Origin of the sequence: Deinococcus betulae (genome assembly GCF_020166395.1) — a bacterium.
GTDB classification, from domain to species: domain Bacteria; phylum Deinococcota; class Deinococci; order Deinococcales; family Deinococcaceae; genus Deinococcus; species Deinococcus betulae.
Genome location: NZ_JAIQXU010000024.1, coordinates 1 through 24,081, shown reverse-complemented (window position 1 = coordinate 24,081; position 24,081 = coordinate 1). Strand labels below are relative to the sequence as shown.

The window sequence follows — 24,081 nt, the reverse complement described above, 5'->3', positions numbered from 1 at the left end:
GCCCTGTGCGGGCGCCGCCCGGCCCAGCTTCCGCCCCGTCTGTCCCCCCTCCCTCCTTCGCCCTGCCTGACTTCCAGAGAGGAATACCGCCATGACGTACTCGCCACAGACCCCGGTCACCCTGGACGCGGACCTGACCGCCACGTATTTGCAGGATGCCCGCAGCGTCGTGGCGGGCCTGGAAGACGCCACCGTTGACCTGTGGGTGCCCGACGCCCGCCCCGGCGCCATGGAGCGCCTGTGGGTGCTCAGCCACCGCCTGCACGGCACCGCCGCGCTGTACAGCCACCCCCAGACCGCCGCCCTGGCCGCCCTGATGGAGCGCCTGATGGAAGGCCGCGCCGGACTGGGTGAGGCGGCGGTGCAGCCCCTGACCGAAATCATCGAGCGCATGATCACCAGCCTCAGCGCGGCCCTGAACCGCGTCGAGAGCGGGCAGAGCGAGGGCGAGGTGGGCCTGCACTTTGCCGAACTTGCCGGCCCGGCCTTCGTGACGGACTTTCTGCGCAGCCAGCCGTTCCGGCTGGAAGCCCGGGTCAGTCAGAGTGACGCCCGTGAAGACGTGTTTGCGGTGGTCAACGCCGAAATCTGGGAGGACTTTGGCCCGGAAGCCGCCGAGCTGATGGGCCTGCTGCGCGCGGGTCTGCACGCCGAAAGCCCGGACCTGGCCGCTCTGTTCCGTGCTGGGCACACCCTGAAGGGCTCCAGCGCCATGGTGGGGCTCTCCACGCTGGCCGAGGTGGGCCACGCCGTCGAGGACCTGCTGGGCGCCGCCCGCGAGGACGCCGTGACCCTGGAGCGCGCCCTGCCGCTGCTGGACGACGGCCTCAATCTGGCCGAGGCGGTGCTGGCCCACGCCGAGGGCCGCGCCGAGAACCCCGGCGAGCGGATTCAGACCTACCGCAACATGGTGGCGGCGCTGCTGGCGGGTCAGGAAGTCACCCTCAGTGCGCCGGCACCCGAACCGGCGGCCCCCACCGCCGCCCCCGAGCGCCTGAGTGTGCGTGTGGACAGCGCCCGCCTGGACGGCATGCTGGACGACGTGGCGGGGCTGGTGGCCGCCCGCGCGCGCCTCAACGGCCTGTTCCTGCGGCAGCAGCAGGTGGCCGCCAGCCTGGACGCTGCCCACGAGCGGGTGCAGCGCACGGTGCGCGACTTCGAGGAACGCTACTTAAACCCGCACCTGCAAATGGGCGCGGGGGCGGCGGCGGCGCCCACCCAGGACGGGCAGCTGCAAGACCGCATGGCTGACTTCGGGGCGCTGGAGCTGGACACCTACGACGACCTGAACATCCTGGCGCGCGCGGTGACCGAGCTGAGCGCGGACCTGGTGGAGGTCCGCGCCCAGACGGCACAGAGTATCAGCGCGCTGGGCGACGAGGTCACGGCGCTGGAAAAACTGACCCGTCAGCTGCGCGTGGAACTCAGCCGCGCCCGCCTGGTGCCGCTGTCGCGCGTGACGGCCCCGCTGCACCGCTGGGCCGGGCGCCGGGACGACCTCACCCTGACCATTGAGGGCGAGGACAGTCTGCTGGACGCCCAGCACGCCGGGCCGCTGGGCGAGGCGCTGCTGCACCTGCTGACCAACGCCGCCGTTCACGGGGGTGAGGGCGCAGATGCCCGCGCCGCCCTGGGCAAGCCGGCCCGGCTGAGCATCAAGGTGGCGGCGGCCGTGACCGACGGCCAGCTGACGGTCATGGTGCGCGACGACGGCAAGGGCCTGAACTTTGACGCCCTGCGCGCCCGCGCCCTGCAAGCCGGCCACGCCAGCGCCGGCGAGCTGGCCGCTTACACCGACGAGCAGACGGCCGCGCTGGTCTTCCTGCCGGGCCTCAGCACCGCCCAGCAGGTCACGCAGGAAGCCGGGCGCGGCGTGGGCATGGACGCCGTGCGCGACGCGATTGCCCGCATGGGGGGCCGCGTTCGCCTGACCAGTCAGCCGGGCCAGGGCACCGCCGTGAACCTCTCGGTGCCGGTGGCGCAACAGATTACCGACGTGCTGGTCATGCGCGTGGGCTCGGTGCGGGTGGCGGTGCTGGCGACCCAGCTGCAGGGCATGAGCGCCCTGACCGGTCAGGCCCCGGCCGGCAGCCTGGACCTGGGCGCCGCCTGGGGCGAGGCTGCCGGCACGTCGCGGTATGTGGCACGGTTGAATCTGCCGGAGGGCGGTACCCTGCAGGTTATCGTGGACGACTTCCTGAGCCTTGAAGAAATCGTGTTGCGCCCGGCGGGGAACCTGCTGAGCGGCCTGGGCTACCTGAGCGGCATGACCACCCTCAGCGACGCGGACGGCCGCGCCTACCCGGTGCCGGTGCTGGACCCGGTGGGGCTCAGCCGCATGCAGGCCCAGCCGCGCCGGGCTGCCCTGGCCGCCGCGCCGGCCCAGGCCCACATCCTGCTGGTGGACGACAGCCTCAGCGTGCGCCGCCACGTAGGCCGCACGCTGGAACGCGCCGGCTTTACCGTGACCACCGCGCACGACGGCCAGGACGCCCTGGAAAAGATGCTGGCGGGCCTGGGCGCCGACCTGGTTCTCAGCGACCTGGAAATGCCGCGCATGAACGGCTTCGAGCTGCTGCGTGCGCTGCGGGCCAGCCCGGCCCACACGCAGACGCCCGTGGTCATGATGACCACCCGCGCCGGCGAGAAGCACCAGCAGCTCGCCCTGGAACTGGGCGCCAACGATTACCTGGCCAAGCCCGCCGAGGAGCGGCTGCTGCTGCGCCGCCTCACGGCCCTGCTGCCGGGCGCCGCTCAGCCAGGAGCCCAGGCATGACCAGCCCCCTGCTGGACACGCCCGCCAGCTGCCTGGTGGTCTCGCCGCAGCTGTCACGGGCGCTGTCCCACGCCGCCCTGATTGAGGTGGCGGGCTGGACGGCGGCCACGGCGGCGGGTGGCCTGCACGCCCTGACCCAGATTGAGCGTGAGCGGCCCCCGCTGGTGGTGATTGACCCCCTGCTGGACGACCTCAGCCCTGCCGACCTGCACGAGATTCTGCGGGACGACCCGGCCAGCGCCCAGACCATCGTGCTGATTGCCGGCGCGCAGCTGCCCAGCCGCTACGGCGGGCCATTCGATGTCGTGGTGCCGGCTGGGTCCAGTGCCCCCGAGGGCCTGGCCCGCGCCCTGGCCCGCATGCCGGGTCCCGCCGCGCCCACCTGGGACGACCCCGAAGCGGCGTCCCTGGAAGGCGACCTGAGCGACCTGGGCCTGACCGACGTGCTGCTCTGCGCCCAGGAACTGCAGCTCTCGGGCCTGCTGATCGTGCATCTGGGGGCGCAGCCCGCCCACCTGGTGCTGCGCCGGGGCGAGATTATTGACGCCGAATATGCGGGGCGCGCGCCCACCCAGGCCGCGACGCTCCTGCTCAGTGCCCGGCCCGAGGGCGACTTCCGTTTTCACCTTCTTTCCCCGGACGCCCTGGGCGGGTATCCCAAGCAAATTACCCTGCCCACCGCCCGGCTGCTGATGGAAGCGGCGGTGCATGTCGACCATGCCCACGCCGCTGACAGTCACTCTTCTGCCCTGGAGGCTTCATGAATCCGTCCGACCTCACCGACCCCGCCAACCCCACCACTGTGCTGGTGGTGGACGACAGCGTCAGCGTCCGTAAAGCCCTGGAGCGCATCCTGGCCCCGCAGGGCTTCGCCGTGCGCATGGCCGACAGCGCCGAGGCCGCCCTGGAATCGCTGGAGCCGATGCCCGACATGATTCTGGCCGACATCCTGATGCCCGGCATGAGCGGCCTGGAACTGGCCCGCATTCTGGGCGACCGGGGGATCAGTGCCCCCATCATGCTCATGAGCGGCATCGTGGATGAGGTGACCCAGCGCGACGCCCAGGGGGCCGGCGCCTGTGGCGTCCTGCGCAAGCCCTTTACCCCGGCCGAGTTGCTGCCGGCCATCGAGCCGCATCTGCGCGCGGCCCTCGCCGCCCGCGCCCCGGCGGCCCCCGCTGCCGCCGAGCCTCCCGCAACCTCTGTCCAGACCGGCACCGATGGTGGCCTGCTGGACAGCCTGGGCCGCCTGGACGGCGTACTGGGCGCCACCCTGTACGGCGAAGGTGGTCAGGTCAGCGCCCAGACCGGCGCGGCCCTGCCCGAAGCTTTTGCCATGTACGCTCGCTTTCTGGTGACGGCGGCCAACGTGGGGGGCACCCATGTGGGCCAGGGCGACCTGCGCCACATCACGCTGACCTATGCCCGCCAGCCGGTGCTGCTGACGGCCTCTGGCAACGGTCAACTGGCCGTGGTGCTGGAGCAAGCAGGCGCCGCCGCCGCCGTCGAAGGCTGGCTGGCGTCCCGGCACAACTAAGGGACTTGGTGAAGCGTGGGCTGTGGGAGATAGACCCTCACAGCCCACCCGCTCTAGGTACAGCCCACCCACTTTTCCTGAGTGCGGTCGTGTTAACCTGAATCCCGGAGGCCCGGCGCCCGTGCAGGTGCCCGGCGAGAAACGACCCTATGGACTATTACGAACTGCTGGGCGTGGCGAAAACCGCAAGCGCCGACGAGATTAAATCCGCCTACCGCAAGCTGGCCCTGAAATACCACCCTGACCGCAACAAAGAGGCGGGGGCCGCCGAAAAGTTTGCCCAGATCAACGAGGCCTACGCGGTCCTGAGTGACGCTGAAAAACGCGCGCACTATGACCGCTTTGGCAGTGCGCCCAGCGCCGGCATGCCGGGGGGCGACCCCTTTGGCGGCATGGGCGGGGCCGGGTTTGACCCGATGGACATCTTCGAGCAGCTGTTTGGCGGCGCCGCAGGTGGCCGGGGGGGCCGGCGCGGCCCCGCGCGCGGCGACGACCTGGAAACCGAGGCCCACGTCACGCTGGCCCAGGCCCGCGCCGGTGAAGAAATCCAGGTTGATGTCGACCGCCTGACGGGTTGCACCCACTGCCACGGCAGCAAGACCGAACCCGGCGGCAAGCCTCCTGTCACCTGCACGACCTGTGGCGGGGCCGGCGCCGTGCGGGCCCAGGCCCGGACCATTTTTGGCGTCGTGGAAACGCAGCAGGCCTGCCCCACCTGCCGGGGCGAGGGCCAGATCATTCAGGACCCCTGCACGGTGTGTAAAGGCCGGGGCCGCACCCTGAAAGCCGAAACGGTGAGCGTCAAGCTGCCGCGCGGTATTGACGAGGGCTACCGCATTCGCGTCAGTGGCATGGGCAACGAGGGGCCTGGCGGCAACGGCGACCTGTACGTCCATATCGAGATGGAGCGCCACCCAGAGCTGCGCCGGGAGCAGGAACACCTGATTCATACGGCCAAGATCGGGTTTGCCCGCGCGGCGCTGGGCGGTCAGGTGACGGTGCCCACTCTGGACGGGCCGCAGACGGTGGAGGTCAAGGCCGGTACCCAGCACGGCGAACTGCACCGCCTGCGCGGTCAGGGGATGCCCCGCCTGCAGGGCTCGGGCAGCGGCGACCTGATTGTGGAATATGACGTGGTGGTGCCCAAGCCTGGCCAGCTGACCCCCGAGGCCCGCGAGGCCCTGCTGGCCTATGCGCGCGCCGTGGGCGACGAGGTGAACGAGAAACACGAGGGCTTTCTGGGTAAGGTCGGCAAAATCTTCCGGGGCGAGTAGGCCCGTTGCCCCATCCGGCTTGAATGGTCTGTACTAACAATTCAAGCCGAGTGGGGCGAATGGAAGAGAGACGGTATCTGTCTGAGGCTGCAAAGGAGTCGCATGATCCGTTTACCTGTGCTGGGGCTGGTGCTCTCGCTGGGCGCCCTGAGTGCCTGCGGTCCTGAAGACCTGATTACCAAGGGGGAATACCAGCGCCTGCGCACGGGCCTGAGCCTCCCTGAGGTGCAGCGCATTGTGGGCGCTCCTGGCGAGCAGCTGTCCAGCACCGCCACCCAGGCCGTGTACCAGTGGAAGAACTCGGCGGCCAGCTACGCCAGCGTGACGTTTGTGGCCGGGCGCGCTACGGCTATCACCAGCGTCGGCCTGAACGAGACCGCCAAGGTCAAGACCAAAAAGGTCAAGAAGAAAAAGACGCGGCGCTAAGTGCAGGTGAGGTTGCCCCAGGTCGGCGGTGTCTGCCCTGGGGGTTTTCATGACCACCGGGCCCTCACGGCACCTCCTGAATCCCAAATTCGTCCCTCAGGGCGGCCAGAGCGGCGTGATGCCCGGCCATGCCGTGAATGCCGCCGCCAGGTGGGGTCGCGCTGGAACACAGGTACACGCCGCGCACGGGGGTGCGGTAGGGCGTCGGCGTGGGCACCGGGCGGGCCAGCAGGCCCCACAGGTCGCCCGCGCCGCCATTCACGTCCCCTCCTTGAAAAACGGGGCTGAAGCTTTCCAGTTGCCGGGCTGTCGTGCGGTGCCGGGCCAGCACCCGCGCCCCAAATCCGGGGGCAAAGCGCTCAAGCTGCCTCTCCACCTGGGCCTGGGCGTCCTCAGCGCTGCCGCTGGGAACGTGGGTATAGGCCCAGAACGTGTGGTGGCCAGCGGGCGCGCGGCTGGGGTCAAAGAGGCTGGGCTGGGCGCTCAGGACATAGGGGCGCGCCGGGATGCGGCGGGTGGTGACGGCCTCAGCTGCGGCAATCTCAGGGGCGTGGCCGCCCAGATGTACGGTGGCGGCCAGGGCGACCCGCTCGTCCTGCCAGGGCACCGGGCCGGACAGCGCGTAGTCAAATTTTTGCAGGCCGGGGCCGTAGCGGTAGCGCGCCAGGGCCGCGCGGTACCTCGCCGGCGCCCGCTCGCCCAGCAGGTCCAGCAGCACGCGGGGGCTGCTGTCCACCAGCGTTACCCGCGCGGGGGGCAGGTCGGCCGGACCGCGCACCGTCACGCCGGTCAGGACCTCACCGCCCAGCCAGGTCAGGTAAGCGTGCAGGGCGTCGGCCAGCCGCTGCGCCCCTCCTGCCGGGAAGGGCCAGCCGACCGCGTGGGCCAGCAGCGCCAGCACCAGCGTCTGCGCGGCGGTGCCGGGGGTCGTCAGGGGCAGGGCCGTGTGGGCCGCCAGCCCCGCCCACAGCGCGCGGGCCTCGGGGGTGCGGAACAGGGCGCGGCCCAGCAGGTCGGCGCTGGGCAGGGCGCGCAGGCCAAAGCGGGCCAGCGTCAGGGGCCGGCGCGGCACGCGGGGCAAGGGCCGCAGGATGTCGTCCAGTAGCCCTTCCCAGTCGTGCATCAGCGGTTTCAGCAGACGCTGCCAGGCCGGGCCGTCACGCCCCAGGCCGGCCGCTGTGGCCTCCAGGTCACGGTGCAGCAGGACAGCGCCGGCCCCCAGTGGATGCGCGGCGGGCACTGGGGGCTGTACCCAGCGCAGGCCGTAGGCGTGCAGCGGCCAGGTGCGAAAGGCCGGACTGGCCGCTGCCAGCGGATGAATCGCAGAGCCGTAGTCGTGGATAAATCCGGGCTGCGTCAAGGCGCGGCTCTGGAGGCCGCCGCCCACCTGATGATGCGTTTCCAGCACCTGCACCCGCAGGCCCGCGCGGGCCAGGGTCACGGCCGCCGAGAGCCCGTTGGGGCCCGCGCCCACCACCACCGCGTCCAGTTTCACGGGCTCAGCCTACCCTGGCCCCGGTGCGGCGGGACCGTCCCTGTCAGGCAGACGCCGCGCCCGCTGTTCCCCGGCGGGGCACGCCCGCGCGCGGTGACACCCCGGCGGTGCGCCGGGTATGCTGCTGAGCGGTTTCCGGCCTCCTGCGCCGCGCACGTCCGCAGCCTTTCTCTTCGCCCCTCTCTCTGGAGGATTTCCCCTTGTCCGTCCCCCACCGCGCTCCGTCCACCCTGCTCAACAGCCGCCGCTCGCCCCTGCTGGTGTTTGCCGGGCAGAGTAACCGCCCACTGGCCCAGGCCATCTGCGACCACCTGGGGGTGCCGCTGGGCCACAGCACCACCGAGAAGTTTTCCAACGACAACATCATCGTGCACTACGAGGAATCGCTGCGCGAAGGCGACGTGTTTATCGTGCAGACCTTTTCCACGCCTGTCAGCGACTCCATCATGGAACTGATGCTGATGATCGACGCGGCCAAGAGCGCCAGCGCCGGGCGCGTCACGGCTGTAATTCCGTATTACTCGTATGCCCGCAGTGACAAGAAAGACAGCCCGCGCATCTCGATTGCCGGGCGCCTGATTGCCGACCTTTTGCAGGAAGCCGGCGCCGACCGCATCCTGACCATGACCCTGCACGCCCCGCAGGTGCACGGGTTTTTCAAGGTGCCGGTGGACCACCTGTCGGCCGATGTGGTGCTGGCAGACCACTTCAAAAGGTCGGTGCCCGACGCCCACACGGGCGTGGTGTTGGCCCCCGACGCCGGGAGCATCAAGCGCGCCTCGCAGATCGCCCGCCGCCTGGACTCCGGGCTGGCCATGATTGACAAAGAGCGCCTGTCTGACACCGAAGTGCGTCCCCGCGCCCTGATCGGGGACGTGGAAGGCAAGACCGTCTTCATCGTGGACGATGAGATCAGCACGGCCGGCAGCCTGGTGGAAACGGTCAATATCGCGCGCAGCATGGGCGCCAAGGACGTGTACGTGGCAGTGACGCACGGCGTCTATACCGGCCCGGCCATTCAGCGCATCGCGGCCCTGGACGTGACCCAGGTGGCCAGCACGAACACGGTGCTGGTGCCCCAGAGCAAACTGGACGGCTCCAATGGCCGACTGGCGGTGCTGGACGTGGCCCCGCTGTTTGCCGACGCGATTACCAACATCCACACTGGCGCCAGCGTCAGCACGCTGTTTACCTGAGACGCGCGCAGCGAAAGGAGGCAGGGCCAGATCGGCTCTGCCTCTTTGCCTGCCAGCAGGGCTTTGCGGCACATGTTGGCCTATGAACCTGATTGATATCATGGGTGGTCATTTTTGATTTGACGCCGAGCCTTATGAAGCCGGTGACGCCGCTGTCCTGGAGCGTGTTAAAGTCAGAGAATTCGAGGCAGGCCGATAGTCGCCCGTCATGTTTCCCCGCTTTCCCATCACCGCCAAGTCGCATGTATTAGGGCCTCACACCAGCGGGGGCACCGGGACCATTCTGGATGTGCCTGGCTTGCCAGAAGAAACGGAGGACTAAGGGACGCGCCGCCTGACTGGTGAGGAACTGACGGCGCTCTGTGACGCCCGGCAGCCGTCTCTGGCCCAGAGAGAACAGAGTAATGAGCCGACGGAGAACATCGGGCGCGGCGAGAGCCTGTAGGTCGTGGCCTCCGCTGCTGGACAGCCCGCCGCGCTGTATTTTATGGATGCCTCGTTCGGTTGACGCGCAGCGCCCTGCCAACCTGTTAAGAATGGGGTATGGCGTGGCTTGGGTGGCTGTTAGGTGGAGGCGCGGGGTTGGGCCTGGCGCTGGGGGTCATGCTGGTGCGCGGGCCACTGGCCCTGGGGCTGGCGGGTCTAGGCGCGGGAGCGGCGGTAGTGGCGCTGGTGATGACGCTGGCTGGCGACAGCTTCAGCCGGGGGTTTGGGCTGGTCTACGTGGGGGTGGGGCTGGCGGCTGCTGGGCTGGTGGCCGTGCCGCGCGCCTTGACAGCAGCTGGCGCCTCCCCAGCGCGTGAACTGACGGCCTGGGGGCTGGGCATGGCCCTGATGCTCCTGGTGGTGCTAGCTGGGCTGGGGCTGGACCGGCTCCTGACGGCAGTGCTGCCTAACGTGCCAAAAGCGCAGGCGTCGTTCGGCCTGCCGGGTGGCCTGCTGGTAGGGACCTTACTGGGCCTGGCCGTGGGTGTGCTGTTGCTGCGCCGCTCGGCCTGAATCCTGGATGTTCAGAGCCCTTCGCCGCTGCCGCGTTAAGAAAGCCCCGCTGATTTCTTCAAAACTTCCCTGCAAAGCCTAAAGGTGTCGTCAGACGGCCCCTTTGCAGGGGTTCCTACAATGACCTTCGAGACCAGGAGGCGCCCGTAGGGCCAGCCCGACCTGTCAAGGAGAGACTGTATGGACTGGAAAAACCTTCCTGGCACTGGCAATGTCGAAGACCGCCGGGGCGCCGGTGGCCTGCCTGGCGGCGGCATTGCTGTCGGTGGGATTGGCGGCCTGATTATCGCCCTGATTGCCATGTTTTTCGGGATCGATCCCGGCGCCATTCTGGGCGGCGATCAAGAGAGCGCACCGGCCCAGTCGCAGGGCGCCCCGGGTGCCAACGACGAGGAATTTCAGTTCACCAAAGAGGTCCTGGGCAGCACCGATGTCGTCTGGAGCAGCATCTTCAAGCAGGCCGGCCGCACCTACACCGAGCCGACCCTGGTGCTGTACACGCGGGGCACGCGCAGCGGCTGTGGCCAGGCCAACAGCGCCGTGGGGCCGTTTTACTGCCCCGCAGACAACAACGTCTATCTGGACACCAGCTTCTTTAACACCATGCAGCAGCGGCTAGGCGGCGGCGGCAACTTTGCGTATGCCTACGTGCTGGCCCACGAGGTCGGGCACCACGTCCAGAACGAGCTGGGGATTGCCGATCAGGTCGAGCGCCGTCAGCGCAGCGCCCGCACCGAGGCCGAGGCCAACAGCTACGGCGTGCGCCTGGAACTTCAGGCGGACTGCTTTGCTGGGGTCTGGGGCAACCGCACCCGCGAGGACACCAAGATTACCCAGACAGACGTGCAAGAGGCGGTGCGCACCGCCGAAGCGATTGGCGACGACAACCTTCAGCGTCAGTCGCAGGGCTATGTGGTGCCGGACGCTTTTACCCACGGGTCCAGCCAACAGCGGGTGAAGTGGTTCATGACGGGCCTGAACAGCGGCGACCCCAACAAGTGCGACACGTTCAACGTCAATTACAACCAGCTTTGAGGGCGGAACCCAGGGCAAACCGAGAGAGTATTTGCACAAGACAGCGGCGCCAACGGAACCCTGAGGCGTTTCTGGCTCCAGGGTGAAACTGGAAGTCAGCAGCAGGCGGGCACGTGGGCAGGTCTCACGTGCCCGCCCTTCTTTTGCAGTCTTCTATGAGCATGTGGGAAGTTGCGGGCGTGCCTGTCACGATCAAGCGCAGTGCGCGGCGGCGGACAGTGGCGCTTCAGGTGGCGCCTGGAACTGTGACTCTTTACGCCCCTGTGCGGGTGCCAGTGGCGCAACTGGAAGCCATTCTCGACACGCGGCGTGACTGGGTGGCCAGACATCTGGCGGCCTATGCGGCCCGCCCACCAGCCCAGGGTGCACTGCAGGATGGCCAGCCATTGCCGTTTCTGGGTCAGTTCCTGACTGTACGCCTGGAAGGGGCCGGGCCAGCGCGACGGGTGGGGGAGACTCTCTTCCTGCCTCTCGACCAGCCTAAGGTCGCCCTGGAACGCTGGACCCGTGCAGCCTGCGCTGGGCCTTACCGCGCACTGGTCGAGGCGTATGCAGGTCAACTGGACGCCCAGGGCCGGCTGGGCCGCGTGACGGTGAGTGCCGCGCGGTCACGCTGGGGCAGCTGCACCGCCAGGGGCGATATTCGCCTGCACTGGAAACTCAGCCGCGCGCCGCTGGAAGTTTTTCACTACGTCGCCCTCCACGAGGCCGCGCATCTGCTGGAACTGAATCATTCCGCGCGCTACTGGGCGCATGTGGCCCGCATCATGCCGGACTGGTCGCGCCAGAGGGCGTGGCTGCGCGAACAGGGTCACACCCTATAGCTGTCAGCCTGTGGGGCAAGGGTCAGTAGGCGGCCCTGTGTTGCGACTTGAAAACTTGGTAAGAGGGCACAGCACAGCGGCCAGCCCTCTTAGCGCTGGCCGTACAACCAGTCGGGGGCTGGTCGCCTAGGGTTACATCGCAGGCATCGGCTCCGGGAGCCCAGGGGTATCTGGGTTCTGGGTGGGATCTGGCTCGGGCATGCCGGGCAGGTCCGGGTTGGCCGGCGGGTCGCTGATGGGGCCGGTGTCGCTGCGGCCCGGCATCTGCTCGGGCATGGGAGCGGGCGTGTCGGTGGGTTCGGTGGCGGGGGAGGGGGGTCGGTCGTAGGGACCAGTCATAGGAAAACCTCCTGAAAAGAGTTGAGGGTCTTAGTGTCCGGCAGCTTTGCCCTGTGCTGCGTGCCAAACCTGTAAAGGTCTCTTCACGCCGCACAAGGGAGAGGCCGCCCCAGCACGCGGCACACTGGGGCATGGTGCGCCCTCTGTCTGCCCTGTCTGCGGCCCTGCTGGCTGCCGCGCTGTCTGGTCCTGCTGCGGCCCAGGCCCCCAGCGTGGCCTTCTCGCCCTTTGTCAGTGGCTTAGAGCAGGTCACGGCTATTACGCATGCAGGTGACGGCTCGGGGCGGCTGTACGTGGCGCAGCAGGACGGGCGCATCCGGGTGGTTCAGGGCAGCCAGGTCCAGAGCGGCACCTTTCTGGACCTGCGGGCCCTGACCCGGGCGGGCGGCGAGCGCGGGCTGCTGGGGCTGGCCTTTGACCCTGCCTACAAGACCAACCGGCGTCTGTACGTGCATTACACGGACCGGAACGGCAACACCGTGCTGGCCCGTTACACAGCCGCGGCAGGCGGCACCCGCGCCGACCCCGCCAGTGCCAAGACCCTCTTTACCGCCAAGCAGCCCTACGCTAACCACAACGGCGGCCAGTTGGCTTTCGGGCCAGACGGTTTTCTGTATCTGGGTCTGGGGGACGGCGGCTCGGGCGGTGACCCCCAGAACAATGCCCAGAACCTCGCGTCGCCGCTGGGCAAGATTCTGCGCTTCGATGTGCGCGGCGCCGAGGCCAAGCCCGCGCCGGGCAATCCCTTTGCAGGCCGCAGCGGCGCCAACGCCAACATCTGGGCGTATGGCCTGCGCAACCCGTGGCGCTTTTCCTTTGACCGGCAAACGGGCGACCTGGTGATTGCCGACGTGGGCCAGAACGCCTTTGAGGAAGTGGACCGGCAGCCGCGCGCCAGCAAGGGCGGCGAAAATTACGGCTGGCGCGTGCGCGAGGGCCGGCAGTGCTACGAAGCCAACTGCAAGTCTGGCCCCTACACCGAGCCGGTGCTGGTATACGGCCGCCAGGAAGGCCAGAGCATCACGGGCGGGTACGTCTACCGGGGCAGCGCAGTCCCGGCGCTCAAGGGTCAGTATGTGTTTGCCGACTTCGCCTCGGGCACGGTCTGGGGGGCGCCCACCACGGGCCAGAGTTGGAGTAAGGCCACACTGGGCAAGGTCAGCGGCCCCAGCACCTTCGGTGAAGACGAGCGCGGCGAGCTGTACGTCGCCGAATACAGCAGCGGCCGGATTCTGAAGCTGACCGCGCGGCCTTAAAGGGGCCGGTATGGGCTGACTGGCGGATGCGCGGTCAGCCCTTAGTCTGGTTTTCTGGGCAGGATGCAGCGCGTTCTCGTGATTGGCACCACTAGCAGCGGCAAGACTACCCTGGCGCGCGCTCTGGCCGGGCGGCTGGGTGTGCCCCACGGCGAGCAGGACGCCTGGAACCATCAGGCGGGGTGGCAGGAAGCTCCGCTGGCCCAGTTTCGTGCGCAGGTGGCCACTTTTACGGTGCAGGACGCTTGGGTCATGGACGGCAACTATGCCAAAGCCCGTGACCTAGGCTGGGCGCGGGCCGACACGCTGGTCTGGTTGGATTATCCGGGGCCCGTGGTGTTCTGGCGGGCGCTGACCCGCACGGCGCGGCGGGTGCTGACCCAGCAGGAACTCTGGAACGGCAACCGCGAGCATCTGCGCGGCGCGGTCAGTGCCGAGGGACCGGTGCGCTGGTTTTTCCGCACCCACTGGCGCCGGCGCCGCGAAACCCCGGCGCTGGTGGCCCAGTTTCCCCACCTGACCCTGGTGCGGCTCCGGACCCCGGCGCAGGCCCAGGCGTGGCTGGCCGCGCAGCGCCCACTTACAGCGGAACCCAGCCCTAGCGTGATTGAGGATCATTACCCTCAACCACGCTGAGGCGAACACAGAGAATATCCGTCACAGACAGCAGCAAAAGTGGAGTAGAGAGGCGGTGTTGGCGCCTCAATGGAACGGGCAACCGCTGTCAGCGGGGTGGCCCTGCAAACTCCGCCAGCAGGGGGCGGTGGTCGCTGAAGGTCCAGGGCAGCACCCGGCTGGTGGTGGGGTTCAGGTCGTCGGTCAGCAGATGGTCAATGCGGACCCGCAGCGCTGGAAAGCTCCAGCCAGGGCCGCGTCCGGCGAGGTCGTGGGCGTCGGGACCGTAGGCCACCCGCAGCCGCCGCCACACCCGGCCGCGCGGCGGTGTATTCAGGTCGCCACCCAGCAACACGCGCCCCCCCGTCTGCGCGGCCAGCGCCTCCAGCCGCGCCACCTGGGCTTCACGGTTGTTGCGCGTGCGCTGCAAGTAGGCCCAGTCCCCCGCCAGGGCGTCCACCACCTGCACTGTGCCCAGGTGGGCATTGACCACTGTCAGCGGCTGCCCCTGCCAGCGCAGGCGGGTGACCAGTACCTCGCGCCGGTTGCCTGGGAGCGACAGGCGCTGGGCGGCCAGAATGGGCAGCCGCGTCAAGGTGCTGACCTCGGCGGCATGTTCGGCGTGGTAGCCGGGCAATGCCTGTTCCAGGGCTGCCCGAAAGTCAGCCCGGCGAAAATTGCTCTCTTGCAGCAGAATCACGTCGGCGTTCAGGCTCCGCAGCGCCTGGCCCAGCTGCCCTGGACTCACGCGGTCACCGCGCAGCACGTTGTAGGTCACCACGCGCAGGGCCCCGCTCTGCTGAGGCGACCAGTGCAGCAGGCCCGCGCCCCACAGTGCCAGAACCGTGGCCGCCAGGGCTGCCCGGCGGCCTCGTCGGCGCCAGAGTGCCCAGCCGATCACCAGAGGCGCGGGCAGCGCCCAGACCACCGGCGGCGCATACGCCAGCAGCAGCGTGGGCACCGTCCGTTCTCCCAGGGTTTCCCCCAGCCCCCAGACCAGCATCACCAGAATCAGATACACCCAGGCCAGCATCCGCCGACTCTGGCAGAGTTGCGCGGCGGGGGCATCCGACAAAAGGGACAGCGCGCCGGCTGTCCCTGTGGATGCTGACTTGTGCGGTGTGGTCCTGCCTAGCGGTACTGCGCGGCCAGCAGCCTCGCCTCTTCCTGGGCGGCCAGGTGCTGACGTTGCACCTGCGCCACCGCGTCGCTCAGGGCTTCTTTCAGCTCACTCAGGCCGAGGTTTCTCAGGGCACTGACCGGAATCCCCTCTGTGCGCTCAACCTCACGGGTCAGGGCCTCAGGGTCGGCGGCGTCGGCCTTGTTCAGGGCGACCACCGTGGGCAGGTCGCGGAAGCCCAGCTCCTCCAGAATGCGGTTCACAGCGTCCAGCCGGGTGTCGGCGCCGGGGCTGGCGGCGTCCACTACGTGCAGCAGCACGTCGGCGTCGCCAATTTCTTCCAGCGTAGAGCGGAACGCGCGCGTCAGGTCTTTGGGCAGGTCGCGGATAAAGCCCACGGTGTCGGTCAGCACCACCGGCCCAATGCCCTCCAGATAGCCCTGGCGGCTGGTCGGGCGCAGGGTGGCAAACAGTTTGTTCTCGGCCAGCACCCGGCGGGGTTCTTCGGCCGCGTGGGTAAAGGCGTTCAGCAAGGTGGACTTGCCCGCGTTGGTGTAGCCCACAATCGAAATCACGGGCACGTCGTTGCGGGCGCGCTGCTTACGGCGCTCCTCGCGCCGCTGCGAGACGCCTTCCAGCTGCTTTTCCAGAAGGCTCAGGCGGTCGTTGATGCGGCGGCGGTCCAGCTCCAGCTTGGTTTCACCAGGGCCACGCGTGCCAATCGCCCCACCCCCGGCGCTGCCGCCCCCGCCCCCAATGCGGGAGAGGGCGGCGCCGGCCCCCAGCAGACGCGGCTTCATGTAGCGCAGCTGCGCCAGTTCGACCTGAAGGCGCGACTCCACGCCCTGCGCGTGCAGCGCGAAGATGTCCAGAATCAGCTGCGTGCGGTCAATGATTTTCAGGCCAGTGGCGGCCTCAATCTCGCGCGCCTGGGCGGCCCCCAGCTCCTGCCCAAAAATCAGCAGGTCGGCGTCCAGGTGATAGGCCTTGCTGGTCAGCTCTTCGAGCTTCCCGGCCCCGACCAGCGTGCCGGCTTTCAGGTGGCGGCGGTACACCAGTTCCCGGTGCACGACCTCAGCCCCGGCGGTGCGGGCCAGCTCGCTCAGTTCGTCCAAGCGCTCTTCGGCGTCAAATTCGCCCTGGTCAATCTGCACCAGAATGGCGCGTTCCCGGTCCTTCTTGGCCTCACGGGTGCGGGCTGCGCGGGCGATCTCTTCTTCCAGTGCGCTCACCTGGGCGCCCAGGTCAAACTCGTCAATCTGAAACGCCGGCACAGGCGGCAAGATGCGCCAGTCTTCTTCCTCACCTACAGTGCCGGGCGGCGTCAGGTGCGCGGTATGCACCAGGCCCGGCTGACCTTCCTGCTGCACCTCAATGGCGCTCACTGCGTCCAGGCGCTTCAGGAACAAGGTCGAGAGGTCACTCTTGCTCAGGGCGCCGCCGCGCGGGTGGGCGTGCAGCAGGTGAAAGCCCGCCAGGCGGGTCTCGCCTAGCCGGACCTCGGGAAATTCGGTGGCGCGGGCGTCCGCAACACTCACGGAAATCACGCGGCCCCGACGGTCAATCAGCACACCGACCTCGCGGCGCAGGTCGTGCGAGAGTTCCGCGAGGTTGCGCGCCAGCTCCGGCGATCCCACACGGCCCGGCTCGATGCGGCGGCGGTAGAGGTTGCCCAGGGTTTTGAGTTGTGCGGGACGCAGGCCAGAGGTATTGCCATGCACTTTATCTATGGTCGTTCACTTCCTTGGAGGGACGCCCGGCTGCAGGCGGTATGCCGCAGGCAGACAGAGAAGGTGAAGAGGGGCGAGCGGATGCTCAGAGCCCAGAGGGTCACGCCTGGGCCAACCGCAGGCCAGCCGAACAAGGTTCGCGGGGCCGGGGTCGGCACAGGGGTTCGGCATTGGCCTCATTTTACCGTGAGGGCCGCTGCCAAACGTGTGCGATTACAGGAAAATCTTGATCTTCAGGATCATCGTGCCCTCAGGGTAGGACAGGAGCGGCGGAACCGGCATCCGCTGTGTGGCGTACCGTGCATCACGATGGCTGCCCCCGACCTGCTGCGCGACACCCTGCGAGAAGTGCTGTATGGCCCGGACGGCCTGACTGGCCTGTTCAGTGGCCCCGGCGAGCGTGGGCTGCTGCACACTGTCCACACCCTCACTTTCGGCGCGGTGCAGGCCCGGCCTGCCCTGGCCCGGCGGGTGCTGGCGCTGCGGCACCACCTGGAGCTGACTGCCGCACGCCTGAGTGACCCCCACGCCCTCCTGGAAGACTCGAACGACCCGGCCACCTGGACGCCCACCGACGCGGCGGCCTGGCGCGCCGAACTGGTGGCGCTGGCCCGCGCTGGGCAGGCCCTGTACGACGCGCTGTATCTGCCACTGCCACCCGAGGCCCTGCGGGAGGCCCACGGCGCGGTGGTGCTGGCGGCGCGGGAAGCGGCGGTGCTGGGCGTCCTGAACGCAGATCACAACGGTGTTTCGTCGCGCTGAAGCAGATTGGCCCAGCGGCCCACAAGTAAGCGCATTACGAACAGCTGTTGCTGTGGCCCCGAGGGGTGTCTGTCCATCCCGCCCAAGGGCGCGGTGACCCTGAACGCAAAACCCCCAGGCGCTGACCTGGGGGCTTGGCTTTGGCGAAGAGGGTGGGATTCGAACCCACGGTAGCCTTGCGACTACTTCGGTTTTCGAGACCGACCCATTCAACCACTCTGGCACCTCTCCGCACGGGAAAGAACGGGCAGAGCGGAGTGTAGCACAGCCTCCGGCGACGTGCCAGCGACCAGTAAAGGGGCTGGGCTGTGACTTGGGGCCAGAGAGAAGGCGGGAACGCGCAGGGAATCCGGCGGCGTTTCCCTGGGCGTTCCTGGGGGCGGGCGCACACTCACTCCACGCCAGAGAGGTCCGGGCCAAGCGGACTTCGGCGAAATGCCCCCCACCGCCTTCCCCTCTCTGTTCAAGGAGTCCACCATGTCTCACCCCGCTTCCCGTCTGTTGCTCGTCACTTCGCTCATGCTGGCCCTGGGGGCCTGTGGTCAGGCGCCCGCACCTGAGCGGCTGGACAGCCAGCGCTTTCCAGAGTGCCCCGTGACCGAGAGCGCTGGTCTGAACGCCCAGCGTGTGCCTGACCCCTGTGACCCCGGCGAGCCCGGTGATCCGGGCGAACCCACCTCATCCGCCCCACAGGTGCGGCCCTGGAGCGAGCTGGAAAACCGCGCGGCCCAGTACGGCGTGTCGCTGCTGGAAGCCGCTAACCCCTACCTGCAGGCGCCAGCGGCTTTCCGCGCTCAGGTGCTGCCGGATACCCAGGCGCAGATTGACGGGCTGTTTGTGGGCGCCCCCAGCGTCTGGCAGCAGACCTTGCCGCCGCCCAGTGCCGACCCCTACGACCTGTGCTCCAGCGTGCTGGTGGACTATGTCAACGACCCAGCCAGTGGGCATGTCCTGATGGAAGAGCCACCCACGACCATCTGGCCCGGCGCGCTGATTCAGGGCGACAGCCTGTACGGCGGCGCTTCGACCATGGCCACCATCAGCGTGCCCACGAACAAGCGCGTGCCCCTGACTATTGAAAGCGACACCCGCTTTACCAGCACGCCCAACGTGGCGCCGGATTCGGCCGGGGTGCTGGGCGCCATTGGCAACATGTTCAGCGGCGCGTCGTCACTAGGTCAGCCCAGCAACGTGTTCCTGAAGGTGCAGGAGGCCTCAAGCCTGCGCGAACTCAGCCACAAGCTCAAGTTGAACCTCAAGTTTCACGGGGTGGGTGTGACCGGCTCTATGGACTCCAGTTCCAGCGTCGAAAAGAGCAGCGTCTACGTGGTCTTCGTGCAGACTCTGGCCAACGTTGGCGTCACCGAGAACGGCACGCCCGCCAACATGCTGTTCAACAACAGCCTGACCACCGGCGACCTGTCGTACCTTCAGTCCATCGGGCAGCTGTCCTCCAGCAACCTGCCCACCTACATCAACAAGGTGCAGTACGGCCGCCTGATGGTCCTGCGCTACGACACCCACCGTTCGGCCAGCGCCCTGGCTGCCGCCCTGGAAGTCAAGTACAGCGAGCAGTCGGGCAGCCTGAGCACCGAGCAGAAAGAACTGGTCAAAAACAGCAGCCTGAACGTGCTGGCCATGGGCGGCCCTTACGCCGCGCAGGTGGCTCTGTTCAGCGGCGACGCCTGGCGCGACTACTTCAAGATGACCGATTTCCCCCTGACCACCCTGAAGCCCATCGGCTTTACCCTCAAGCGCTGGGACAACCGCAACGCCATCTACCAGACCACGTCCAAGTTCCTGAAGCGCACCTGCCGCCTTGGGCCCAAGATCGAGCTGCGCGTCAGCAACCGCAAGGGCGACACCGAGGTCTACCTGACCAATTCCAGCGGCAACAACACGACGATTGTGCAGCAGTCCCAAGACGGCTCGGACCAGTACTACGACGTGTCCAACCTGATGGCCAGCGACCTGAACCGGCTGCGGATTCGCAGCACCGTCAATTCCTACGGTCTTTTCGGCACCTCCCGCCGCGACACCCGCGTGGCCCTGCTGGTCAACGGCAGCGAGCGCCTGGTCAGCGAGGACAGCTGCGGCACCTGTCACTCCGGCGACTTGCAGGGGATGACGGTCGTGGGCTCGACTGGTGTGACAGGCCGATAAAGCAAAAGCGGACGCTCACGCTTCCCCCGCCGTCCTGGCGGGGGTTTTGACGGCCCACGCTCCCTCTTGCACGGCTTGAGGCCGCAGGCGTATGCTGGGAAGGTTGAACACGGCTCTGGGTTCCAGGGTTGCACCAGTCCGTGTTTCGGCAGGCCACCCCCAGAAGAGCGGGTGCGCGATCACCTCAGAGTTCCGTTTCGTCAACCCTTGACGGTCCCGTCCGCGTGGGCCGCCACCCGCCCTCTTCATACTTTTTGTTAGGAGTGATTTTCCCTGCCCACCACCCAGCAACTGCTCCGTAAGGGTCGCAAGACGATCCAGAAGAAGAGCAAGGTTCCTGCCCTGAAGGGCAGCCCCTTCCGCCGCGGCGTCTGCACGGTCGTCAAGACCACCACCCCCAAGAAGCCCAACTCGGCGCTGCGTAAGATTGCGCGTGTTCGCCTGAGCAGCGCCTTTGAAGTTACCGCCTACATCCCCGGTGAAGGCCACAACCTGCAGGAGCACAGCGTCGTGCTGATTCGCGGCGGCCGTGTGAAAGATCTTCCCGGTGTGCGCTACCACATCGTGCGCGGCAGTCTGGACACCCAGGGCGTGAAGGACCGCAACAAGAGCCGCTCCAAGTACGGCACCAAGAAGCCCAAGGCCGGCGCTGCGGCTGCGGGCGCGAAGAAGAAGTAAGGCGTCTAGGGCCGCCTGCCGGCCCAGCCCGCCTTCACCCCAAGGGGTGATGCCAATGAAGCACGTTATTCGCGCCTGAAGTGCGCGCGCTCGCCCGGAACGGTCCGGGCTGAGCCTCAAGGGAGTCAACCATGGCACGTCGCCGCCAAGCCGAAGTGCGTGTTGTTCAGCCGGACCTGGTTTACCAGGACGTGCTGGTCAGCGCGATGATTAACCGCATCATGCGTGATGGCAAGAAGAACCTCGCCAGCCGCATTTTCTACGGAGCCATGAAAGTCGTTCAGGAGCGCACCGGCCAGGAGTCCCTGAAGATCTTCAAGCAGGCTTACGACAACATCAAACCCCGCGTGGAAGTGCGCAGCCGCCGCGTGGGCGGCAGCACCTACCAGGTGCCCGTCGAGCCCACCGAGCGCCGCAAGCAGAGCCTGACCCTGCGCTGGATGATCAGCGCCGTGGACGGCCGCCCCGAGCGCACCGCCGTCGAGCGTCTGGCTGGCGAAATTATGGACGCCGCGCAGGGCCGTGGCGGCGCCATCAAGAAGAAAGACGACGTGGAGCGCATGGCGGAAGCCAACCGCGCCTACGCGCACTACCGCTGGTAAGTCCGATTTCGGGGCAAGGCCCCGAAATTCAAGCGGAGCGAGTGGGAACAGCAAGCAGCTTGTGCGGCGTGAAGCGGCCAGTGGCGCTTTTCCACTGGCCGCGCAACAGAGCACAAGCTGCCCGGGGACAGCCCGGCAGCCCACTCCCCCGGACGGTAGGCGCCCCCTACCGTCCATCTCGCGTGAGGCGAGGAAGCCCGCTGCCCCAACCCCTCAACAGGGTGCCGAACTGACGGTGACGAGACACGTCACCCGACAGAATCAGGGAGTCTTATGACCACCAAAGCCCAGAGCTATCTGAATCACTTCCGGAACATCGGGATTGCCGCTCACATTGACGCTGGCAAAACCACCACCACCGAGCGCATCCTGTACTACACCGGGCGCACCCACAACATCGGCGAAGTGCACGACGGCGCCGCCACCATGGACTGGATGGAGCAGGAGCGCGAGCGCGGCATCACCATCACCGCCGCCGCCACCACCGCCAAGTGGAAGCGCAGCGGCACGGACCAAGAATACGTCGTGAACATCATCGACACCCCTGGTCACGTGGACTTCACCATTGAAGTGGAGCGCTCCATGCGTGTGCTGGACGGCGCTGTGGCTGTGTTCGACTCCAGCCAGGGCGTAGAGCCCCAGTCCGAGACCGTGTGGCGCCAGGCCGACCGCTACGGCGTGCCCCGCATCGCGTTCTCGAACAAGATGGACAAGACCGGCGCCAGCTTTGAACTCGTGCTGAACGACATCCGCGAGCGCCTCGGCGCCATTCCTGCGCCCGTGCAGTACCCGATGGGCGAGGAAAGCGACTTTAAGGGCATCATCGACATCGTGCGTCAGCGCGCCCACACGTACACCAACGACCTGGGCACCGATATCGTCGAGAGCGACATCCCCGAGCAGTTCGCGGCCAAAGTCGCCGAGATGCGCCAGCAGCTGATCGAAGCCGCCGCCGAAGTCGACGAAGACCTGATGATGATGTACCTCGAGGGTGAAGAGCCCAGCGTGGAGCAGCTCGTGGCCGCCATCCGCAAGGGCACCATCGAGAAGCGCATCTTCCCCGTGCTGTGCGGCAGCGCCCTGAAGAACAAGGGTGTGCAGCTGCTGCTGGACGCCGTCATCGACTACCTGCCCAGTCCCCTGGAAGTGCCGGCCATCAAGGGCAAGATTGAGGACACGGAAGACACCACCGAGTTCCCTGCCGATCCCGAAGGTAAGCTGGCCGCGCTGGCGTTCAAGATCATGGCTGACCCCTACGTGGGCCGCCTGACCTTCGTGCGCATCTACTCGGGTACCCTGCAGAGCGGCAGCTACGTGTATAACGCGAGCAAGGAAAAGCGCGAGCGCGTGGGCCGTCTGCTGAAGATGCACGCCAACAGCCGCGAAGAAGTCACCGAGCTGAAAGCGGGCGAACTGGGCGCCGTGATCGGCCTCAAGGACGCCGGCACCGGCAACACCCTGATTGGCGACGGCGACGACAAGGTCCTGCTGGAAAGCATCGACGTGCCCGAGCCCGTCATCAAGCTGGCCATTGAGCCCAAGACCAAGGCCGACCAGGAAAAGATGGGCGTGGGCTTGCAGAAGCTGGCCGAAGAAGACCCCACCTTCAAGGTCGAAACCGACCAGGAAAGCGGTCAGACCACGATCGCCGGCATGGGCGAACTCCACCTGGAAATCCTGGTGGACCGACTGAAGCGCGAGTACAAGGTGGAAGCGAACGTGGGCGCCCCCCAGGTGGCCTTCCGTGAAACCATCACCCGCGCGGTGGATGTTGAAGGCAAGTTCGTGCGTCAGTCCGGCGGCCGTGGCCAGTTCGGTCACGTGAAGATCAAGGCCGAGCCCCTGGAACCCGGCGCCGGCTTCGTGTTCGAAAACGCCATCGTGGGCGGCACCGTACCCCGTGAATACGTCGGCCCTGCCCAGAAGGGCATCGAAGAAGCCATGCAGTCGGGCCCCATGCTCGGCTTCCCCGTGGTGGACATGAAGGTCACCATTTACGACGGCAGCTACCACGAAGTGGACTCCTCGGAAATGGCGTTCAAGATCGCCGGCAGCATGGCGCTGAAAGAAGCCGTGCAGAAGGGCGCCCCCGCTCTGCTGGAGCCCGTGATGCGCGTTGAAGTCACGGTGCCCGACGACTTCATGGGCGACATCATCGGTGACCTGAACAGCCGCCGTGGCCAGATTCAGGGCATGGAAGCCCGTGGCAACGCGCAGATCGTCAAGGCCTTCGTGCCCCTGAGCGAGATGTTCGGCTACGCCACCGACATGCGCTCCATGACCCAGGGCCGCGCCAGCTACTCCATGTTCTTCGACCACTACAGCCAGGTGCCGAACAACATCGCCCAGCAACTGATGAAGAAGTAAACGCCGCTTAGGCTAGAAAGGAGCGCCTCCTCGGGGGCGCTCTTTTTGATGGCTGTTCCAGTAGCTGTGCAGGCAAGGGGGCGCTCAAGCCTGTGTCAGACAGTTGCGGTGTCTGGAGTGGCGGGCGGCTCCTGTTGAGCTCGCGCTACTCTGCTCACATGACTGCCCCTGCTTCTGCTCCCACGCCTGGTCCGGTGCCTAAGCGCCTGAGCTTCCTGACGGTGCCGCTGTTGATTTCGCTGTTGTACGCCGCCTTTTCTCTGCTCACTCTGCCCTTTCTAGGCCCTCGGATTCAGGAGATGCTGCCCCAGATTCAGGCGCAACTGGGCCTGCCCACTGAAGTGCTGCCTCCTGCCCTGATCCCCACGGTGCTGTGGCTGTCGTTTGCCCTGACCAGTCTGGAGATTCTGCTGCTGTATTTCACCCGGCGCGCCGTCCTTGAAGGCCGGGCCTGGGGCCGCGTGTCCAGCCTCCTAATCGGCGTGGTCAGTCTGCTGATTTTTCCGCTGGGCACCCTGCTAGGCCTGGTGATGCTGGTGGGCGCCTTTGACCGCGAAGTCGTGGCGTACACCAGTCGGTAACGCCAGGTTCGCTGTGGGGCGGTCTGACCACCTAGCCAGGTCGCCCCTTGCCAGGCCAGGCCAAATCATGTACCCTAACTCTTCGGTACGCCGTGGAGTCACGGCCCAGCCGGCGCAGGCTGAACGGCCTTGCGACGGCGGCGAGCGGAAACGCGGCGTAGCGTGCCAGCACGGCGGGACACTGCCCTGGCGAGATTCAACCCAATGTGGGCGCACGCGTGCCCCCAGAACCCTGCGGTATGCGCGGGGGGATGCCCGAGCAAAGGGCACTTTTGCGTGCTGTCCACCGCTTGGAGGGAGTAAAGA

At 67.4% G+C, this 24,081-nt stretch carries 21 protein-coding genes and 1 tRNA gene; 17 read left to right on the top strand and 5 right to left on the bottom strand.

Annotated elements, in window-relative coordinates:
• The first annotated feature begins 91 nt into the window (after positions 1-91).
• From K7W42_RS16580 to K7W42_RS16560, 5 genes are all read left to right on the top strand, one after another.
• Complete coding sequence (locus K7W42_RS16580; RefSeq protein ID WP_224575956.1) at positions 92-2,776, top strand: hybrid sensor histidine kinase/response regulator; 2,685 nt, start codon at positions 92-94, stop codon at positions 2,774-2,776.
• Positions 2,773-3,540, top strand: a complete 768-nt coding sequence (locus K7W42_RS16575) for a DUF4388 domain-containing protein (protein ID WP_157461317.1) — start codon at positions 2,773-2,775, stop codon at positions 3,538-3,540. The genes K7W42_RS16580 and K7W42_RS16575 overlap by 4 nt, the downstream gene beginning before the upstream one ends.
• A complete protein-coding gene (locus K7W42_RS16570) occupies positions 3,537-4,313 on the top strand; it encodes a response regulator transcription factor (RefSeq protein WP_224575955.1) in 777 nt (258 codons plus the stop codon). The genes K7W42_RS16575 and K7W42_RS16570 overlap by 4 nt, the downstream gene beginning before the upstream one ends.
• Positions 4,314-4,462: 149 nt before the next feature.
• Positions 4,463-5,587 carry a molecular chaperone DnaJ gene (gene dnaJ, locus K7W42_RS16565; RefSeq protein ID WP_224575954.1) on the top strand — a complete coding sequence of 375 codons (1,125 nt, stop codon included), beginning with the start codon at positions 4,463-4,465 and terminating at the stop codon, positions 5,585-5,587.
• A 102-nt stretch (positions 5,588-5,689) separates the two neighbouring features.
• Positions 5,690-6,013: a hypothetical protein gene (locus K7W42_RS16560; RefSeq protein ID WP_224575953.1), complete on the top strand. Its 324-nt coding sequence runs from the start codon at positions 5,690-5,692 to the stop codon at positions 6,011-6,013.
• A gap of 64 nt (positions 6,014-6,077) precedes the next feature.
• Here K7W42_RS16560 and K7W42_RS16555 read toward each other — a convergent pair whose 3' ends face one another.
• A complete protein-coding gene (locus K7W42_RS16555; protein WP_224575952.1) occupies positions 6,078-7,508 on the bottom strand; it encodes a phytoene desaturase family protein in 1,431 nt (476 codons plus the stop codon).
• Between the two features lie 200 nt (positions 7,509-7,708).
• Between K7W42_RS16555 and K7W42_RS16550 the strand changes: the two genes are divergently transcribed.
• The 4 genes from K7W42_RS16550 (at position 7,709) to K7W42_RS16535 (ending at position 11,562) form a co-directional block, all read left to right on the top strand.
• The gene (locus K7W42_RS16550) at positions 7,709-8,704 is read left to right on the top strand and encodes a ribose-phosphate diphosphokinase (RefSeq protein WP_157461313.1); all 996 of its coding nucleotides are present in this window, start codon (positions 7,709-7,711) and stop codon (positions 8,702-8,704) included.
• A 543-nt stretch (positions 8,705-9,247) separates the two neighbouring features.
• On the top strand, positions 9,248-9,703 hold the full coding sequence (locus K7W42_RS16545) for a hypothetical protein (protein ID WP_224575951.1): 456 nt from the start codon (positions 9,248-9,250) through the stop codon (positions 9,701-9,703).
• Positions 9,704-9,883: 180 nt separating this feature from the next.
• Entirely contained in the window at positions 9,884-10,738 is an 855-nt protein-coding gene (gene ypfJ, locus K7W42_RS16540) for a KPN_02809 family neutral zinc metallopeptidase (protein WP_224575950.1), read from the top strand.
• A 161-nt stretch (positions 10,739-10,899) separates the two neighbouring features.
• Positions 10,900-11,562 carry a M48 family metallopeptidase gene (locus K7W42_RS16535; RefSeq protein WP_224575949.1) on the top strand — a complete coding sequence of 221 codons (663 nt, stop codon included), beginning with the start codon at positions 10,900-10,902 and terminating at the stop codon, positions 11,560-11,562.
• 132 nt (positions 11,563-11,694) lie between these two features.
• Here the strand turns inward: K7W42_RS16535 and K7W42_RS16530 are convergent, their stop codons facing one another.
• Positions 11,695-11,901 carry a hypothetical protein gene (locus K7W42_RS16530; protein WP_157461309.1) on the bottom strand — a complete coding sequence of 69 codons (207 nt, stop codon included), beginning with the start codon at positions 11,899-11,901 and terminating at the stop codon, positions 11,695-11,697.
• A 131-nt stretch (positions 11,902-12,032) separates the two neighbouring features.
• Here K7W42_RS16530 and K7W42_RS16525 point away from each other — a divergent pair, with 131 nt between their 5' ends.
• Both K7W42_RS16525 and K7W42_RS16520 read left to right on the top strand, forming a co-directional pair.
• Positions 12,033-13,157 (top strand): PQQ-dependent sugar dehydrogenase, encoded by a 1,125-nt coding sequence (locus K7W42_RS16525; RefSeq protein WP_224575948.1) that lies wholly within the window; start codon positions 12,033-12,035, stop codon positions 13,155-13,157.
• 63 nt (positions 13,158-13,220) lie between these two features.
• Entirely contained in the window at positions 13,221-13,793 is a 573-nt protein-coding gene (locus K7W42_RS16520; RefSeq protein WP_224575946.1) for a P-loop NTPase family protein, read from the top strand.
• An 88-nt stretch (positions 13,794-13,881) separates the two neighbouring features.
• Here K7W42_RS16520 and K7W42_RS16515 read toward each other — a convergent pair whose 3' ends face one another.
• A complete protein-coding gene (locus K7W42_RS16515) occupies positions 13,882-14,805 on the bottom strand; it encodes an endonuclease/exonuclease/phosphatase family protein (protein ID WP_224575944.1) in 924 nt (307 codons plus the stop codon).
• A gap of 98 nt (positions 14,806-14,903) precedes the next feature.
• Positions 14,904-16,613: a GTPase HflX gene (hflX, locus tag K7W42_RS16510; RefSeq protein ID WP_224575943.1), complete on the bottom strand. Its 1,710-nt coding sequence runs from the start codon at positions 16,611-16,613 to the stop codon at positions 14,904-14,906.
• Between the two features lie 318 nt (positions 16,614-16,931).
• Here hflX and K7W42_RS16505 point away from each other — a divergent pair, with 318 nt between their 5' ends.
• Complete coding sequence (locus K7W42_RS16505; protein WP_224575942.1) at positions 16,932-17,384, top strand: hypothetical protein; 453 nt, start codon at positions 16,932-16,934, stop codon at positions 17,382-17,384.
• 141 nt (positions 17,385-17,525) lie between these two features.
• On the opposite strand, the gene K7W42_RS16500 is transcribed toward K7W42_RS16505, so the two are convergent.
• Positions 17,526-17,615 (bottom strand) — tRNA-Ser (locus K7W42_RS16500).
• 246 nt (positions 17,616-17,861) lie between these two features.
• Here K7W42_RS16500 and K7W42_RS16495 point away from each other — a divergent pair.
• The 5 genes from K7W42_RS16495 to K7W42_RS16475 all read left to right on the top strand — a co-directional run bounded on the left by K7W42_RS16495 (position 17,862) and on the right by K7W42_RS16475 (position 23,775).
• Positions 17,862-19,547 (top strand): thiol-activated cytolysin family protein, encoded by a 1,686-nt coding sequence (locus K7W42_RS16495; protein ID WP_224575941.1) that lies wholly within the window; start codon positions 17,862-17,864, stop codon positions 19,545-19,547.
• Positions 19,548-19,820: 273 nt separating this feature from the next.
• Positions 19,821-20,225, top strand: a complete 405-nt coding sequence (rpsL, locus tag K7W42_RS16490; RefSeq protein ID WP_055363465.1) for a 30S ribosomal protein S12 — start codon at positions 19,821-19,823, stop codon at positions 20,223-20,225.
• 131 nt (positions 20,226-20,356) lie between these two features.
• Positions 20,357-20,827, top strand: coding sequence for a 30S ribosomal protein S7 (gene rpsG / locus K7W42_RS16485; RefSeq protein WP_157461303.1), 471 nt, complete (start codon positions 20,357-20,359; stop codon positions 20,825-20,827).
• Positions 20,828-21,100: 273 nt separating this feature from the next.
• Positions 21,101-23,194, top strand: coding sequence for an elongation factor G (gene fusA, locus K7W42_RS16480; protein ID WP_224575940.1), 2,094 nt, complete (start codon positions 21,101-21,103; stop codon positions 23,192-23,194).
• A 158-nt stretch (positions 23,195-23,352) separates the two neighbouring features.
• The gene (locus K7W42_RS16475; protein WP_224575939.1) at positions 23,353-23,775 is read left to right on the top strand and encodes a hypothetical protein; all 423 of its coding nucleotides are present in this window, start codon (positions 23,353-23,355) and stop codon (positions 23,773-23,775) included.
• Positions 23,776-24,081: the final 306 nt, after the last annotated feature.

Coding starts and splice junctions, on each gene's coding strand:
- K7W42_RS16530 (WP_157461309.1), bottom strand. CDS start 11,901: ATGACTGGTCCCTACGACCGACCCCCCTCCCCCGCCACCGAACCCACC.
- K7W42_RS16495 (WP_224575941.1), top strand. CDS start 17,862: ATGTCTCACCCCGCTTCCCGTCTGTTGCTCGTCACTTCGCTCATGCTG.
- K7W42_RS16505 (WP_224575942.1), top strand. CDS start 16,932: ATGGCTGCCCCCGACCTGCTGCGCGACACCCTGCGAGAAGTGCTGTAT.
- K7W42_RS16520 (WP_224575946.1), top strand. CDS start 13,221: ATGCAGCGCGTTCTCGTGATTGGCACCACTAGCAGCGGCAAGACTACC.
- fusA (WP_224575940.1), top strand. CDS start 21,101: ATGACCACCAAAGCCCAGAGCTATCTGAATCACTTCCGGAACATCGGG.
- K7W42_RS16560 (WP_224575953.1), top strand. CDS start 5,690: ATGATCCGTTTACCTGTGCTGGGGCTGGTGCTCTCGCTGGGCGCCCTG.
- ypfJ (WP_224575950.1), top strand. CDS start 9,884: ATGGACTGGAAAAACCTTCCTGGCACTGGCAATGTCGAAGACCGCCGG.
- dnaJ (WP_224575954.1), top strand. CDS start 4,463: ATGGACTATTACGAACTGCTGGGCGTGGCGAAAACCGCAAGCGCCGAC.
- K7W42_RS16515 (WP_224575944.1), bottom strand. CDS start 14,805: ATGCTGGCCTGGGTGTATCTGATTCTGGTGATGCTGGTCTGGGGGCTG.
- K7W42_RS16545 (WP_224575951.1), top strand. CDS start 9,248: ATGGCGTGGCTTGGGTGGCTGTTAGGTGGAGGCGCGGGGTTGGGCCTG.
- K7W42_RS16535 (WP_224575949.1), top strand. CDS start 10,900: ATGTGGGAAGTTGCGGGCGTGCCTGTCACGATCAAGCGCAGTGCGCGG.
- K7W42_RS16475 (WP_224575939.1), top strand. CDS start 23,353: ATGACTGCCCCTGCTTCTGCTCCCACGCCTGGTCCGGTGCCTAAGCGC.
- K7W42_RS16525 (WP_224575948.1), top strand. CDS start 12,033: ATGGTGCGCCCTCTGTCTGCCCTGTCTGCGGCCCTGCTGGCTGCCGCG.
- K7W42_RS16580 (WP_224575956.1), top strand. CDS start 92: ATGACGTACTCGCCACAGACCCCGGTCACCCTGGACGCGGACCTGACC.
- K7W42_RS16575 (WP_157461317.1), top strand. CDS start 2,773: ATGACCAGCCCCCTGCTGGACACGCCCGCCAGCTGCCTGGTGGTCTCG.
- rpsG (WP_157461303.1), top strand. CDS start 20,357: ATGGCACGTCGCCGCCAAGCCGAAGTGCGTGTTGTTCAGCCGGACCTG.
- K7W42_RS16570 (WP_224575955.1), top strand. CDS start 3,537: ATGAATCCGTCCGACCTCACCGACCCCGCCAACCCCACCACTGTGCTG.